Genomic DNA, 15,499 nt, shown 5'->3' with positions numbered 1-15,499 from the left:
TCACGTATTTCTTCTCGGCTGGCAAAATGGGTCAGTATGCTTGCATCAATTGTCTGACTCATTAACTCTGTTTCTACTTGCTTTACTTTACCCTAGCCTACGCTATATTTTTTATGCGGTTGCCCTACTCCTTGGGGCAATTTGACTAAACCGACATTAGCGTAGGGAATCCGCGCGTACTCCGCTTGCAGCCCTTGAAAAGGTTCTGTATCTTTTGGTCCGCCAAAAAAGGCAGTTCCCGCCCTAGGACCGTTGGGATTTGCTTCATCACACTGGGCGTAGTAACCCGTGCGGCAATAAGAACAAGACCCGCAACCAATAGTAGAAGGAATAACTACGCGATCGCCTATTTTTAAGTTGCGGACGTTTGGACCTACTTCTTCAACTATCCCCACTCCTTCATGACCTAAAATTGTCCCTGGAATCATGCCTGAAAAAGTACCGCGAATCATGTGCAAGTCTGTACCGCAAATAGCGCTGGCGGTAAGACGCACGACCGCATCCATGGGGTGCTGAATTTTGGGTTCGGGTACGTTGTCTAAGCGAATGTCACCAATACCGTGAAAAACGACAGCTTTCATAGTGGATTCTCCTAAATAAGAAACTATTTCAGCAAAACGGGTTTAGCATTAACGCGGAGGCGAAATAAGCTATAAGGCTTTTGGCGCAAGTCTTTGCCGTTTTGATATTGGGCTTGACGGTGGAGTTGGTTAGCGGTGAAATAAAGATAGCCGTTACGTGCCAAAGATAGAGTATCGGGCCATAGTACGCGATCGTCATTGACTAGAGTTTCGTAGGTTCCATTAGGTGATCGCCTTTGAATGGCGTTTTGCTCGTAATTAGTCAAATACACTCGGTTTTGAGAGTCTGACTCTAAACCATCAGATCCGCCGCCTTTTTCTCCCAAGTCTACAACCGTTGCAGCTACTTGCGCTTCAGTTATTTGCTCGTTTGCCAAAACATCGGTACTGACACTGTACAACCGCCGCCCAGCTAAGGGACAGTAATAGAGTGTCTTGCCATCGGCGCTAATCGCAATCCCATCTGCGCCTATAGTAATAGGGCTAGATGGCTGGTTAGCCGGACGATTACGCACGACTTGACCTTCGACGCTAGGTAAAAAATCTTTAACAGCTTTAGTTGAAGGATGATCGTTTAATCGCCGCCAGCTTCTACCCGAATCTAGGTCTACAACGATAATTCCATTAGGACCATTACCCGAAGAATCGGTAATATAGGCAATTCCGGCTTTACCGCGCCCTAAGTCAAAGCGGATATCGTTGAGATAAGTAGTAGGCAAAGCCACTGTTTGAGGAAATAAGATAGTTTTAAAGACGCGGTTTTGCTTAAGGTCAACCCCGACCAATTTTGGTCCGCCGTAAGAAGTAGAACCAAACTCAATACTGCCTGTATCTAATAGCCACAAGCGATCTTGAGGATCTATAACTACACTTTGCACTGAAACTAATGAATCAGCTTGTTTGCTCGTATTTAGACGATTAATTTGAGCATTAGGATAAGCTACAGTCTTGCCGTTTCTGACTTCAGCTACGGTGTAATCTACCTTGTCACCCCAACGCGGAAAGTTGACAAAAATGCGATTATTAGCAGAGACAGTCACTCCTGTAGGCATCGATCCATTAAAAGCGGCAACTTGTTGGATATTGCCAATCTTTTTTTCTTGAGGTAGTGTCTGAGCGGTAGATGCGAAAGATACGGTAGATAAAAGGCACGCAAGAGAAAGACTTAAATATTTCACGGTTTGAGTACAACTTTGATGCAGTTGTCTTTTTTGTGCTTAAAGATTTCGTAGGCGTGGGGTGCTTCCTCTAGTTTCATCCGGTGAGTAATGATGTAAGAAGGATCGATCTCGCCATTTTGAATACGTTCAAGTAACGGACGAAAATAGCGATGAACGTGAGTTTGTCCCGTTTTCATAGTCAAACCTTTGTTCATAAAAGCACCCATCGGCATTTTGTCTACAAAACCAGTGTAGACACCAGGTACAGATACAGTGCCACCTTTGCGACAGGCAACGATCGCTTGACGCAAAGCAGTAGGTCTATCGGTTTCTAGACGCAGTGCTTGCTTTGCCTCGTCATAGAATCCTTCTAAACCAGTACCGTGGGCTTCCATCCCCACCGCATCCATGCAAGAATCAGGACCGCGCCCCCCGGTCATTTCCTTCAAGGCTTCCCCTGCATCTACTTCTTCATAGTTAATCACTTCTGCCTTACTTTGTTCCTTTGCCATTTTCAATCGTTCGGGAACTCGGTCAATGGCAATTACTCTCTCTGCACCCAGCATATAGGCGCTTCTAATTGCAAACTGTCCGACAGGTCCGCAACCCCAAATTGCTACCGTATCTCCTGGCTGAATATCGCAGTTTTCTGCTGCCATATATCCGGTGGGGAAGATATCTGTAAGAAATAAAACTTGCTCGTCTGTCAGTCCATCAGGAATTTTGAACAAACCAGTATCAGCGAAGGGAACGCGGGCATATTCAGCTTGACCGCCAGCGTAACCACCTGTCATATGAGAGTAGCCAAAAAGACCAGAGGGGGAATAACCCATGACTTTTTCTACCATCCAAGCGTTGGGGTTGGAGTTATCGCACAGCGACCATAAGTCGCGATTGCAGAAAAAACACGAACCGCAGGAGATGGTAAAGGGGACAACAACGCGATCGCCTATATTGACGTTTTTAACACTGCTACCCAGTTCTACAACCTCGCCCATAAATTCATGTCCGAGGATGTCTCCAGACTTCATCGTTGGGTTGTAACCGTCATATAGATGCAAGTCTGAACCACAAATTGCGGTGGAAGTAATTTTAATAATTGCATCGCGTGGATTGAGAATTTTCGGATCGGGTACGGTTTCAACCCGGACATCATTAGTGCCGTGCCAGCAAACTGCTTTCATAAGGGTATTCGGTAATTTTAGTGATTAGGAAAAGGGTTTGAGAACAACCTTGATGCAGTTGTCTTCTTTCTGCTGAAAAATCTTGTAGGCGTGGGGCGCTTGTTCAAGTGGTAACTGATGGGTAACAACAAAAGATGGATCGAGTTTTTCAGTTAAAACTAAATCTAGTAACTTGTGCATATACTTCTGACCGTGCATTTGACCCGCCCTCATGGTCAAGCCTTTATTCATAACTGCGCCCATGGGCAGTTTGTCTACAAAGCCGCCGTAAACACCCATAACTGAAAGCGTACCGCCTTTACGACAAGCAACCATCATTTCGCGTAAAACGTGAGGACGATCGGTTTCTAGCTTTAACTTTTGTTTGGTTTGGTCATAAAAGTCTTCAAAGCCTACACCATGCGCTTCTAAACCTACTGCGTCAATGCAGCAATCAGGACCGCGCCCGCCCGTCATTTCTTTGAGTGCATCACCCGTACTAATTTCTTCGTAGTTAATCGTTTCAACTTTGGCATATTTTCTTGCCATTTCTAGGCGTTCGGGAAAGCGGTCAATAGCAATAACGCGCTCTGCACCCATCATGTAGGCGCTAATCATGGCAAATATACCGACCGCGCCACAACCCCAAACAGCTACCGTATCCCCTGGTTGAATATTGCATAACTCCGCGCCCATATAGCCCGTGGGAATAGCGTCAGAAATAAATAACAACTTCTCGTCGGGGATATCTTTGGGAACTTTGACGACACCCACATCGGCAAAAGGCACGCGGATATACTGGGCTTGAGCGCCTGCATAGCCGCCTAATAAGTGAGAATAGCCATAAATTGCCGATGTGACACCCCCCCATAGCTTTTCTTGCATCCAGCCGTTGGGATTGGAGTTATCGCACAGCGACCACATATCTTTTTGGCAGTAAGAGCAATTACCACAGCCGATGGTAGAAGGAACAACAACGCGATCGCCTACTTTTAAATTATTTACGTTACTACCAACTTCGACAATTTCCCCCATAAACTCGTGACCAATAATGTCACCTTTTTGGACTGTGGGAATATAGCCGCCGTAGATGTGCAGATCGGAACCACAAATCGCTGTTGATGTAATTTGAACAATCGCATCGCGCGGGTTGAGAATCTTCGGATCTGGCACTGTGTCTACTTGCACCTTATTAGCGCCTTGCCAGCAAACAGCTTTCATTTATTTTTGTCCTTAATCGCAAAGAGTTAACTACCTTTTGGCTGTCCTTCAGTGGTGGCAATTTCGCCTGCTTCCATCAACATTTTGAAGCGGCGCAAATCGTCGCCAATTTGCTGTTCTGGTTCTTCACCAAAGAGTTTAGCTATAGCTGCTGTTACTGCACCTCCAGGAGGTGCGTACTCCATAACTACTTTTACTTCTGTACCGCGATCGCCTGTTGCTGGTTTAAATCTAATAAAGCCAGAATTATCAATGTCTGCACCTTCTACCGAAGCCCAAGAAATAAACTCATTTTCCCGATCTTCAATGATGTCTGCATCCCACTCTACTGTTGCGCCTAATGGTGCCGTAGCTACCCAATGGGAGCGTTTGGCATCCACTACTGTTACTGACTTAACGTGCTTCATAAAGTTGGATAAATTGCCAAAATCATGCCAATAACGGTAAAGTTCGTCAGCAGGCTTGTTAATTGTGACAGTTTTCTCTACCTTGATCGATTTATCCATGCCTAAAGCCTCTTGGATACCACCTTGAGACTTAGCGGCCCCGTACGCCAAACCACCACCTGCGATCGCCATTAATGCCCCGCGCAAGGATCTTTGACGCAATCCCATCAATACCATCGCACCGCCACCAATTAAGGAAGCCCACTTGCCAGCATCGCCACCTTCGTTTTGATTGCCTTTATCTTCAATCGTTGAACTCATTTTTTACTCCTTTATTTAGAAAGATTGACCTCTCCCCTTTTTTCAAGAGGAGAGGAAAATAAAAATCGTTTTAGACTACGCCGTTACAGATGCGCCTGTTGTTGGTTTGGCTGGTTTTGTACCTAAGAAGTCGCGATACAAATGAACTAGATTCTGTTCGTAAACCGCCAAATCTTTTTCAATTGCCGCAAATAGCTCTGTAGCAACCGGATCTGTAAACTTCACGCGCAAGTTGTGAGTATCAACTACACCCGTTTGCAAATCACCCAAAGCCCGACGCAATAAAGAATTGTCATCGCTACCTTGAACTGATGCTTTTAACTTGGCGTAGGTATCAGCAACATTTGCAGTCAATGAAGGCTTTTCGCCCATTTGGTCAAGCCTTTGTTCCAACTTTTTGATGTGGAATTGCTTGTTGGCAATAATTTCTTTCAGCAAATTCCGCAAAGACTCATCGCTTGTTTTTTGGGCATATTGAGCGAAAGCTTCTTGGGCGTAACGTTCCCCAGCTAAAGCTGTATTTAATCCTTGAGTAATTTCTCCCTTACTCGAACCACCCCAAGAATCTGCCAATTTCCACCAGTCTGCATTGGTATCTGTTACTTCTGGTAGGGCTGCTTCTTTACCGCCATAACCAAGCCGACTGAGAATAGCGGTAGCAAATATTGCCAAGTCTCCCGGCTGGCGGGATGTAATTAAATTGCCATCAACGACTAGCGGTTCATCTATGTATTTTGCGCCAGCATTAATCATGTCAGTTTTGACAGCAACAAAACCCGTTGCTTGCTTACCTCTGAGCGCATCGGCTTCAATCAAAACTTGTGGTCCGTGACAAACTGCCCCTACCAGTAGGTTTTGTTCCATTGCATCCTTGACAAATTGCACGGTATTGGGGTTGATTCGCATTTTGTCAGGAGCCATACCTCCAGGAATTATTACCGCGTCGAATTCGGAAGCGATCGCCTCTGTAGTTGTCCCGTCGGGCTGCATGGAAAGCTTGCCTTGCTTGCCTTTGTAAGTTTCGTTCATCCGCGAACCAAGTACCGTTACATCCATTCCTGCCATTTTTAAGGCTTTGTAAGGTACTTGAAATTCCGCATCTTCTACACCATTTTCAATTAAGATGGCGACTTTTTTTGATTTTGTCCCTTTGCTGACCACAGAAATTTCCTCCAATAAATTTTATTTACGATGCTGGTAATAAGTCTTGATAATCGTCCGATAGATTTACGCGCACATCGGCAAATTCCCCCGGCGATACGGCATCTTTAAGCACGGCAAATACTGCTTTAACGTGTGTAATAGCAGTATCCGTATCTACACCTGCTTTTTGACTTACACGCTGGAGAAATTCATTAACTCCAAAAGTTGCGCCGTTTTCACCTTCTCGTCCATGTAAATATTGCCCTAATTCTTTAGGTAGTTGGGCAGCTAGTTGGCTTGCTTCATCGCCAACAATGCGCTCTTTCAGGGTTTCCAATGTGGCGCTAGTCGCTTGTTCGGCTGCTTGTTTGGAATTAAGTTGAGCAATAGTTTGAACGTGCTTGATGAACTCGTCGTATTTCATGATTAAACTGTTAGCTAATCCAATTAGCGCTCTTTAGCTCCAATTTAAGAGTAGGCAGCCAGCTAGTTAGTTCTCGTCAATCCAAAGGGATAGATTGTTTCTATCGCAAGGGATAAGTTACCTAGCTTGTTCAAGCGCTATCGTAGGCAAATGCGATCGCATTCGAGTAGAAATTATGGCTAAAAATAACAACGCTGACAATTCAGAAGTTCCCCAAGAAATTACTGAGTCTTACGGTACGGGCGTACAAGATTTGCCGGGTGCAAATCTTGGCGATATTGAGACAGAAGAACTAGCCGAATACACTATCTCTACTCCAGGATTAGCCACGGCGGAAGAAGATGCTATTTGGCACGAATCCGCTCGGCTAGAAGATGAAGTTGGGGCTACACCAACGCTAACGGGTGGCGATATCGATGCGCGTTGGCAAGAAGCTGCAACCGTAGGCGATGAAGCAGTAGGCGGTACTGCGCCGACTCCCGATCAAGATATTGTTGATGAGCTTGGGGCGGCGGTAGGATTGGAAATGAGCGATCGCGCTTTTTTGCGAACAACGGAGATTTTGGAAGAAAGAGACAATCGCCGTTGGGAAGACGATCCCATGTCTTCGGAAGATTACGAAGAACACAAACTATAGTTTTCCCAAAATCAAAAAATCACTTAAACATTAAAGGACATGGCTCACCTTCGCCGTAAACCATAGTCCTCAAATTTGCTTGTAGATAGATGTAATAAAAAGGAGTAACAACGTGGACGCTATTGAAACCCTAGAAAAAGATCATGACAGAATTAGAAGTCTGTTCTCAGAGTTTGACGAGACTACCGATCCTCAAGAACTACAAGATTGTTTTGATAAACTTGGCAACATTCTAACTATACACGCGGAAGCCGAGGAGCAAGTTCTTTACCCAGAAGCAAGTAATTGTGAAGGTACTAGCGAACTAATTGATAAAGGGCATCAAGATCATGACAAAGGCGATCAAATGGTTCTGGAGATTAAATCTATCAACCCTAGCCAATCTGAATTTAAACAAAAAGTCAAAGAATTACAGTCGTTTATGCTAAATCATTTGGATGAAGAAGAAAATGCTCTCTTTCCTAAAGTCCGCCAGTCTATGGACGATCGCAAGCTAGAGCAACTTGCTACTGAAATTAAGCACACTAAAGCTGAAGTTGCGTCCAAAGTAGTAGAATAATTTTTTGTTAGCTGTGCAACAGCTAGACCGCTAGGCTAGATAATTAATTCAGTCGGTGATAAATATAATTTCTCAAGCTGCAAACTTTAGTTGCAGCTAGGGTAGTCTGATATACATCAATTATTTTCTTAGCCTACTGAGCTTCAAATTCATGTTTTGTAGCTCCGCAAACAGGACATACCCAATCTGCTGCTATGTCTTTAAAGGGAGTGCCTGGTTTTACGGCAGAGTCTGGATCTCCTTTCGCTGGATCGTAAGTATATCCGCAGACTGTGCATATATATTCATCCATAGTTGATATCTCCTCCTGAATGGATAACTTAACTACATGATATAAGCATTACCCCATTGCAAAAATAAGTCAGGCGGTAGAAAGTGTACGCTAGAACTTAACGTACTATCAAGAGCAACTTCATGTCCAAAAAACGGGATTCGCACCTCTCTGAGGGAGGTTTTGACTTTCTTCGCCATCAAGATGCCACAGAAAGCGCTCAGGCGATGGTAGGGCAAGTAGCGAAACGTTTTGATAAGCAGTATCAAGGTGAGGGCTTTGAACTTCCTCCAGAAGTCGAGGCAATGCCAATTTTTCTAGAGTGGACGGCAGGTACACTCTCTGCTAGAGTCAATTCTCCTTTTTGGGAAATTGCCAAACCTCAAAAGCATCAGCGCTGTTTAGATATTGGCTGTGGAGTTAGTTTTTTGATTTATCCGTGGAGAGAGTGGGACGCATACTTTTATGGGCAGGAAATTAGCACAGTAGCAAGAGATGCCTTAAATAGTCGCGGTTCACAGCTAAATTCAAAGTTATTTAAGGGAGTTGAGTTAGGATCTGCCGATCGATTGCAATACGAAGCTTCGCAGTTTGATTTAGCGATCGCCACTGGCTGGAGTTGCTATTATCCGCTTGATTACTGGAGGATTGTTTTAGCAGAGGTTAAGCGGGTGCTAAAACCTGGCGGTCAATTTGTTTTTGATATCTTGAATATTGAACAGCCTTTGGTAGAAGATTGGGCAATTTTAGAAACCTATTTAGGTACAGAGGTATTTTTAGAGCCGATCTCTGCATGGGAAGAAATAATTAAAACAGCTAATGCCAAAATAGTCTCGCACAAGTCAGGAGAACTATTCCAGTTGTACAAAGTGCAGTTTTTAGACTAATAGTGCGATCGCCTATTAGAAAAGCGAGGCTTAAACCTCGCTTAATTTAAACCATTATCAAATCAAACGATCGCATTTTCCCGTTTACGTTTGACAATTATCCCCAGTGCGATCGCAATTACAATTATCAGCATCCATTCGGCGGGTTCGGGAACGGCGGAAACTGGTAAAGAATTGGATAAACTTGGCATTTGTTTATCTTCAATTTCGCGTTTAAAGCGATCGCTCTTTTGTTCGGCTGCGCGTAAATCGTTCTTTTGTTGGTCATTTACAAGCACGATCATCGAAGAATAAGGCGTTACAATTTGCGAGGCTTTGGCTACTTTATGGATGCCATCAAGATTGGCAATTTCTTTTAGATCTCGATCTTGACCTAAATAGTTGATCAATTGTCTGGCTGCAAAAGGGTTAAATTCGTTGTTCGGATCGGCGGGAATGTCATTTTTTTTTCTAAACCAAGCATAACCATCTTCCACTCCAATAAATCCCCGCGCTAACGCCGATTGCGTGGCAAAACGCTGCATCACTTCTTGTACTTGAGTTGCTACTCCACCCCCGCTTGCTTGAATAGTCTCAAAAATGGCATCGTCATAAGCACTCTGCACTCCTCCCAAATGTACTATCCATAACGGTGCAGGTAAGTCAATGGCTTTTGCTTTATCGTCTCCTAGTTCGTAGCTGCCGCGATCGCTAATCAGTAAAATGGCATCGTAAGCGCTATCACCGCGTAAGTTTTCAAACTGCCGCAACATTTCCAATGGCTGCATTGTGCCGTAAAAAGTTGATCTTTCCACATCAAACTCTGCTAAGTCATCTAGCTTTTTCGGTGCAACCTCCGGCGCTGAAGTTACATAAATATCGAAGTCGTTACTAGCAACAGCTTGCTGTTTTAGCCACTTAAAGGTTTCAACGGCTTCTTTGGTGTGTTTTCCCATGCTGTAGGAAGTATCCAATACTATGGCAAAGCGATCGCCTTCCGGTAAGCGGTAATCTTTGCTAGACAAAGGTTTTCCAGTAATTTGATAGCCGTTTAAGTTGATTTGATGCAATAGAGGTGTAGTAGGAGTAGCGGCAATAGCAGGCGCAAACCAACTATCTTGAGACTGTTTGACAGTTTTGCCATTGTTCAAACGTTTCGTATCTTTAGTCCAGAAAATATTACGTTTTTCGCTTAGTTGCGGTAGAGGTATACCATCTTTTGTTTGCAATACTTGGTAGGTCATCCACAGGTGCAAGGGTCTATCTTTGCCAGAGAGGACGGGAAAGGCTCTCAAACGGTAGCTATTAGGTCCTATTTGTTCCAATAAAGCTGGATCTACATTGCGTCGAACTTGCTCAGTATAAACTTTTTGAGCAGCGCCACGAGTGGAGACAGCAAAGGGAAAACGTGCTGACAAGTCGTTACTATTTCCCAACCATACACCAGTAATTACCGCACTTTGAGGTAAAGAAAAGGAGTAAACGATCTCTTGACTTTCAAAAGTCTGATTTTCGTAGATCTCATACAACTCTACATCCGCCCAATCGCCATGCGTTGTGACTTTTACTTGTTGTTCGGCTAACCAAACTTTTTTCTCGTTAATATCTAGCAATCCCGCTTTGGCTTCGCTGCGATTGAAGGTAGCTTGCACGGCTTTTTGAACTGCTTTTTGTTCTCCCCGCAAAATTGGCGTATCAAAAAAATCTGAATACAGTTTGGCTGCGGTATCTCGATCTGTGCGCTTGCCATCATATAAAAAGGGAGAAACCAATACGTTGTAAGTATTTTGCAAAGATTGACTTAGGTCTGTGCCTAAATGAAAAACGTTGTTATAAAGATCGCGGATATTGGTATTTTCTCGTCCGTAATCTTGGTAGCGGTAAGTCGCTAAATAAGCGTTGAGCAATCCTTGGCGGATTTGTTCGGACTTTTGCAATAATAAAGAGCGATCGCGTTCGGTAGTAATTGGCTGCTTGAGGGCGGCAAATACTTCAACTTGAGGCTGCTTTTGGACTGCTACAACGGCAATTAATCCTGACATAATTACAGCAATTGTGCCTAGCCAAGCTTTACTCCAACCGTATTGCAAAGCAAAAGTATTCAAATTCGATTTCCACGCTTGAATATAAATCCAAGCCATCCCAAATGGGATAGTAGCGCTCATTACCAGAACTACTGCGATGGGAGACAAGATTATTCCGTAGATAAGGACTAGAAATAAAACTTGTAATGGTGTAGAGAATAAGCCATATAAAATCCCAGCGCTGAAAGGAATTGCATAAAACAATGACAGAATTAGTACATAAAGCGCGATCGCTAATATCAAACTATGACCTGCTAGTTTTATCCATGCGCCTATAGTTGTGGTTGGATTGCCATAAATAAGTTGGTGCAAATAAACGCCAATACATACACAGCCAGCTAATAAAATAATCGTGCTACTGGGGTTAAGTTCTTTTAGCCAAAAAAAGCGCACCATACATAGCACTAGCAGAGGTGCTTCTACACCATAAAATAGCTGAACTGTAGACAGAGTGCGAAAACTAAATCGGCGTTCTCCAGTCTCTAAGTTTTGCAAAGCTTGCGGTTTAGATTTTGTTAGACTCAGGATGCTGGTAGTAGTTGGTACGCCTACTAACCCAACTAAAGGTAGAAGCAGATCGAAGGGTACTTGTCCTTTAATCGCATCAGCAATAATTGCCGTACCGAGAAAAGGCAAGATGCCCACATAACCAATTAACAGCAAAGTCAAGTTAAATAACCAAAAGAAAACTGTAAATAAAGTTTCCCCAACAGATTTTATTTGCATATTTATACTCCAGTTAAGGAAGATGCGATCGCATCGTAAAGATTAGTAGTAAAAGCTTTAATTTCTGGCGTATCCGGCTTTTGGGCTTGCTCAAAAAGCACTGAAACCATTACCCATAAACGATCTTTGCGCGTAATTCTTCCCCAAAGATGAGTCAAAAAGTCATCAGTTGTATGTTTGGGTGACTGAAACCAATACGCCGCCGCCATTGTGCCGTTATTGATCGAAAGCCAACGCCCCAAAACCTGTGGTGATAGCTGTTGGCGTTGCATCGCATCTACCTTAAAGCCATTACCGACAAAGCACAATTCTGGTGCATGGTAAGCTTGCACGGCGTTACTACTGACAAGCAAGATTGAACCAGTGATATTTTGCCACTGAAATCGGGATTTTTGAGCGATTACATCGGGGGTAGCGCCAGGGGCGATCGCGCCTTGATAATTGGCAAAAAAGTCTTTTTCTGTCGTTGTCAACTGCAATGGTTCGGAGTGCATTTGTGCAGGTAAAGCGATCGCATCTATCGCGCTTGTTGTTACCTTTTGCGGGTGGGGAATTAAACCAAGTCCCAAAATACAGCTAAATACTACAATTTGCTGAGTTAAAGGCTTCAATCTTCTTCCTAATAAAGCAGGCTTTGTTTTACTTCCCGTAGGCGTTTTATCCTTATATCGAGGCACAGTTTGCAATAGCAACCAACTTACTAACCCCGCCGTGATAAAACCGACTAAACCAAGGGGTACGTGGAGGATAGCAGCCAAATCTGGGCGATCGCCAACATTGCTAATTAAAACTAACAGCAATATCCTGCCTGTATTCGCCGCCATAAGTAGCAAAATATTCGCCGCACAAACTAGCAACCACCTAAACTTAAGAAGCCGATTTTCTAGCCACGTTGCAGCCAGTAAAAATAAAGTACCAGTCCATAAGCTTTTTAAGCCACTACAGGGCAAATCTATCTGAGCAGTGCTATTTTCCAAAACAATAATGTCATGGGAAGAAATTGCTGCAATCTGCCAAAAAGCTAGGATTTGTTCAACTATCTGTGCTGTAATAACTCGGACTGGAAACCCCAACCCCGTACCAAATTGAGCGCTAAAAGGCAAAATACAAGCTGCGAAAACCGCCGCCGATAGTCCTTTTTGCCAAACACTCGGAGCAATAAATAAACCAACTAAGCCATAAGTTCCCAGCGCAAAAAACAGTACTGCAACTTGAGGAATATCTAGTATCCATTGCAAGCTAATTGCGCTCACTGCACTACCAAACATCAATGCTAGAGGCGCTAGATGCAGAATAGGTGTAGAAGATAAGCCTAGTTTGCGGCGGTGATGGATAGATTGAATTAATAATACCGTCGCTACCACGCTAACTATTACTAAGTTAAAGACTGAAATATCTCTAGAAGACTCAACTAGCCACTGCAATGCTGAGTAGTTGAGGATTAACCAAGAAAATGCAATTAAGCTGCTACCAATCTTGCTTGACCAACTAGCGGTACTAGGAGGCGCATCAATGCGCGTGAAGGCTGCTTTGTTCGTCATAGTTCAACAAAAAATCTATGACTCTAGACTGACTGGTATCATTTAATGTTGCCAAGCTCATTTTTTGGTTACATTGACAACGATTCAGGTTAAAACTGATCGTAAACCGATCTAGAACTCTGAACTTAGAGAAATAATTAGTGCTGACTTTCAAAGCTTCCGAGGCAGGACTGAGGAGAATTAAACAAGCTAGAATTTTGTCTGGTTGGGCGATCGCCGATCCGCGTTGGCTAGTAGCTGCAAGTCAAGTTATAGATTCAACTACCGATTGGCAACAATTAGACTTTTATGCAGTAGGTATTTCTCCGGGTACTTGGGGACGTTTTTTAAGCGGAAAAGAACCAATCAAAGCCCCAGCTTTTAAAGCCTACTGTCAAGTTTTAGGGTTAAATTGGCAAGAAGTTTGCGAACCAAACTTTAACAATTCTCCTCAACCTTTATCAACTAAACCATTTTATATAGAACGCCAACCCTACGAAAATGAATGTTTTCAAGAAATAGTTAAGCCTGGTGCTTTAATCCGGATCAAAGCACCCCAAGAAATGGGAAAAACTTATTTAATGAAAAACATTTTAGCTCACGCTAAAACAAAAAAGTATCAAACCCAAGTTTTTAGTTTTGAGCTATCAGATAGTACAATATTTACCGATTTAACTAAGTTTTCTCAATGGTTTTGTGCGGGAATTGGTCAAAGTTTAGGCTTGCAAAATAAATTAGCTGATTATTGGGATAATATTTTTGGCTGTAATTACAATACTACGATTTACTTTGAAAAGTATTTATTAGCAAATCTAAATAACCCTTTAGTTATTGCTTTAGATCGAGTCGATATAGTTTTTGAACATCTGCAAATTGCCAATGATTTTTGTGCGTTATTAAGAGCGTGGAATCAACGAGCAAATCAAGGTGACGATATCGGCAAAGTTTGGCAAAACCTCCGGCTAATTATCGTACATTCAACCGAAGTATATGGAGCGCTAGATATCAATCATTCACCTTTAGGCGGTGTAGGATTAGTTGTAAAATTATCAGAATTTAGTTTTGAGCAAGTCAAAGAATTAGCAAGCAAGTATCAGTTGTCTTGGAGCAATTTAGAAATAAAGCAACTAATGGCGCTAGTCGGGGGACATCCAGCATTGATAGCGCGGAGTCTTGAACAAATTACCCGCAATAATATTACTATCAATCAACTATTGCAAACCGCCGCCACTGAATCAGGATCTTACAGCGATTATTTGCGCCGTCACTTAGTAACTCTGCAACAGCAACCAATATTAGCCAAAGCCTTAGCAAAAGTAATCGCGTCAAAGCAGCCAATTCAATTAGAATCAATCCCCGCCTTCAAACTAGAAAGTATGGGTTTAATTCATCTAGAAGGTGACAATGCAACTCCTCGGTGTGAATTGTATCGGCAATATTTTTGCGATCGCTTATAGTCCTGAGTTTATCTAGATATTTATAAATTTATTCTACGAATTTATTGGTTTTGGCTAAGTAAATTCCAGTAATATAGCCATATACTGAAAGTACATCAGATCAAGCTTTATAGCTCAGCAAAATTATTATGCCTGATATAGACTTTGAATTAATTGATATAAGCATACCTCAAATAAATTCTGAACCTTTGGTCGAACAAGCAATAGAAATTTTGCCAAATGTGGAATATGGTGGAACGCTGGTATTAGCTCAAGAGAAGATAGAAGCAAGAAAGCAATTATTAGCTATGCCTCTTGAAAAGGCTCAAAACTTACAATCGCAAACTTTATATCCTCAGCATTGGAGCGTTCGCAGTCAAGATTGTAGTTGGGAAGATTGCATACTTTTAGACTCAGACGACGATGACGAAGCAGAAATTAACACCTGAAGACTTACGCGATATTTTTATTAAACTGCAAACAGCGAACTTAGACGCTGTTGTAGTTGGCGGACAAGCAGTAAATTTATGGGCATCTAAATATTGCGCTCGTTCGCCTTCTTTAATACAAATGCTACCCTTTGCAAGCGAAGATTTAGATTTTTATGGTGGCAGAGTAGAAGTAATAACCTGCAAAGATGTCTTGCAAGGAAAAGCTAAACTAAATCAAGATTTCGATCCTAGCCCCAACTCTGGTTTAGTTATAGTAAACTACAAAAATGCAGAACTTAGAATTGATTTTTTAGCTTCAGTGTTCGGTTTGAATGATGTTGAACTGGTGAGGACTGCTATATCATTTACAGGTGAAAATCTCTTAGGGGGAGTTAGGATTAAAGTCCTTCACCCAATCCTTTGCTTGGAGGGAAAACTAAAGTCTTTAACTGTTCGCCGTAAGTCCCGCGCTCTATCGCTTCGATGAGCGTCGGGATATAAGGCGGGTAACGACTCAAAAGGAGTTACCAAATCTATATCTATTGATTCTACCACGAACAATATTTATGA

At 42.8% G+C, this 15,499-nt stretch carries 15 protein-coding genes and 1 pseudogene; 6 read left to right on the top strand and 10 right to left on the bottom strand.

Annotation, left to right across the window (positions count from 1 at the left end):
* Positions 1–125 precede the first annotated feature (125 nt).
* The 7 genes and pseudogenes from AC2VE5_RS19810 to AC2VE5_RS19780 form a co-directional block, all read right to left on the bottom strand.
* Positions 126–581, bottom strand: a pseudogene (locus tag AC2VE5_RS19810) (alcohol dehydrogenase catalytic domain-containing protein); the annotation flags it as partial.
* A gap of 23 nt (positions 582–604) precedes the next feature.
* Positions 605–1,759, bottom strand: coding sequence for an L-dopachrome tautomerase-related protein (locus AC2VE5_RS19805; protein ID WP_486889413.1), 1,155 nt, complete (start codon positions 1,757–1,759; stop codon positions 605–607).
* Positions 1,756–2,925 carry a zinc-dependent alcohol dehydrogenase gene (locus AC2VE5_RS19800; RefSeq protein WP_486889412.1) on the bottom strand — a complete coding sequence of 390 codons (1,170 nt, stop codon included), beginning with the start codon at positions 2,923–2,925 and terminating at the stop codon, positions 1,756–1,758. Before AC2VE5_RS19800 ends, AC2VE5_RS19805 begins: the two co-directional genes overlap by 4 nt.
* A 24-nt stretch (positions 2,926–2,949) precedes the next feature.
* Positions 2,950–4,125, bottom strand: coding sequence for a zinc-dependent alcohol dehydrogenase (locus AC2VE5_RS19795; RefSeq protein ID WP_486889411.1), 1,176 nt, complete (start codon positions 4,123–4,125; stop codon positions 2,950–2,952).
* Between the two features lie 26 nt (positions 4,126–4,151).
* Positions 4,152–4,832 carry an SRPBCC family protein gene (locus AC2VE5_RS19790; protein ID WP_486889410.1) on the bottom strand — a complete coding sequence of 227 codons (681 nt, stop codon included), beginning with the start codon at positions 4,830–4,832 and terminating at the stop codon, positions 4,152–4,154.
* 75 nt (positions 4,833–4,907) lie between these two features.
* Complete coding sequence (locus AC2VE5_RS19785; RefSeq protein WP_486889409.1) at positions 4,908–5,993, bottom strand: DJ-1/PfpI/YhbO family deglycase/protease; 1,086 nt, start codon at positions 5,991–5,993, stop codon at positions 4,908–4,910.
* A gap of 25 nt (positions 5,994–6,018) precedes the next feature.
* Positions 6,019–6,399 (bottom strand): DUF2267 domain-containing protein, encoded by a 381-nt coding sequence (locus AC2VE5_RS19780; RefSeq protein ID WP_486889408.1) that lies wholly within the window; start codon positions 6,397–6,399, stop codon positions 6,019–6,021.
* Positions 6,400–6,574: 175 nt separating this feature from the next.
* On the opposite strand from AC2VE5_RS19780, the gene AC2VE5_RS19775 reads away from it, so the two are divergent.
* Both AC2VE5_RS19775 and AC2VE5_RS19770 read left to right on the top strand, forming a co-directional pair.
* A complete protein-coding gene (locus AC2VE5_RS19775) occupies positions 6,575–7,036 on the top strand; it encodes a DUF6335 family protein (protein WP_486889407.1) in 462 nt (153 codons plus the stop codon).
* Between the two features lie 112 nt (positions 7,037–7,148).
* Positions 7,149–7,595, top strand: a complete 447-nt coding sequence (locus AC2VE5_RS19770; protein WP_486889406.1) for a hemerythrin domain-containing protein — start codon at positions 7,149–7,151, stop codon at positions 7,593–7,595.
* Between the two features lie 133 nt (positions 7,596–7,728).
* Here the strand turns inward: AC2VE5_RS19770 and rd are convergent, their stop codons facing one another.
* On the bottom strand, positions 7,729–7,887 hold the full coding sequence (rd, locus tag AC2VE5_RS19765; RefSeq protein ID WP_486889405.1) for a rubredoxin: 159 nt from the start codon (positions 7,885–7,887) through the stop codon (positions 7,729–7,731).
* 122 nt (positions 7,888–8,009) lie between these two features.
* Between rd and AC2VE5_RS19760 the strand changes: the two genes are divergently transcribed.
* A complete protein-coding gene (locus tag AC2VE5_RS19760) occupies positions 8,010–8,753 on the top strand; it encodes a class I SAM-dependent methyltransferase (protein WP_486889404.1) in 744 nt (247 codons plus the stop codon).
* Positions 8,754–8,815: 62 nt separating this feature from the next.
* On the opposite strand, the gene AC2VE5_RS19755 is transcribed toward AC2VE5_RS19760, so the two are convergent.
* Both AC2VE5_RS19755 and xrtO read right to left on the bottom strand, forming a co-directional pair.
* Positions 8,816–11,542, bottom strand: a complete 2,727-nt coding sequence (locus tag AC2VE5_RS19755; RefSeq protein ID WP_486889403.1) for a TIGR02921 family PEP-CTERM protein — start codon at positions 11,540–11,542, stop codon at positions 8,816–8,818.
* 2 nt (positions 11,543–11,544) lie between these two features.
* On the bottom strand, positions 11,545–13,083 hold the full coding sequence (xrtO, locus tag AC2VE5_RS19750) for an exosortase O (protein WP_486889402.1): 1,539 nt from the start codon (positions 13,081–13,083) through the stop codon (positions 11,545–11,547).
* Positions 13,084–13,223: 140 nt separating this feature from the next.
* Here xrtO and AC2VE5_RS19745 point away from each other — a divergent pair, with 140 nt between their 5' ends.
* From AC2VE5_RS19745 to AC2VE5_RS19735, 3 genes are all read left to right on the top strand, one after another.
* Entirely contained in the window at positions 13,224–14,519 is a 1,296-nt protein-coding gene (locus AC2VE5_RS19745) for an AAA-like domain-containing protein (RefSeq protein ID WP_486889401.1), read from the top strand.
* 128 nt (positions 14,520–14,647) lie between these two features.
* The gene (locus tag AC2VE5_RS19740) at positions 14,648–14,947 is read left to right on the top strand and encodes a hypothetical protein (protein ID WP_486889400.1); all 300 of its coding nucleotides are present in this window, start codon (positions 14,648–14,650) and stop codon (positions 14,945–14,947) included.
* Entirely contained in the window at positions 14,922–15,416 is a 495-nt protein-coding gene (locus AC2VE5_RS19735; protein WP_486889399.1) for a hypothetical protein, read from the top strand. Before AC2VE5_RS19740 ends, AC2VE5_RS19735 begins: the two co-directional genes overlap by 26 nt.
* The last annotated feature ends 83 nt before the right edge of the window (positions 15,417–15,499 follow it).

This window comes from Aliterella sp. E5.1, assembly GCF_057473825.1.
The sequence above is the reverse complement of the archived record's forward strand: the minus strand, read 5'-3'. Positions and strand labels throughout refer to the sequence as shown.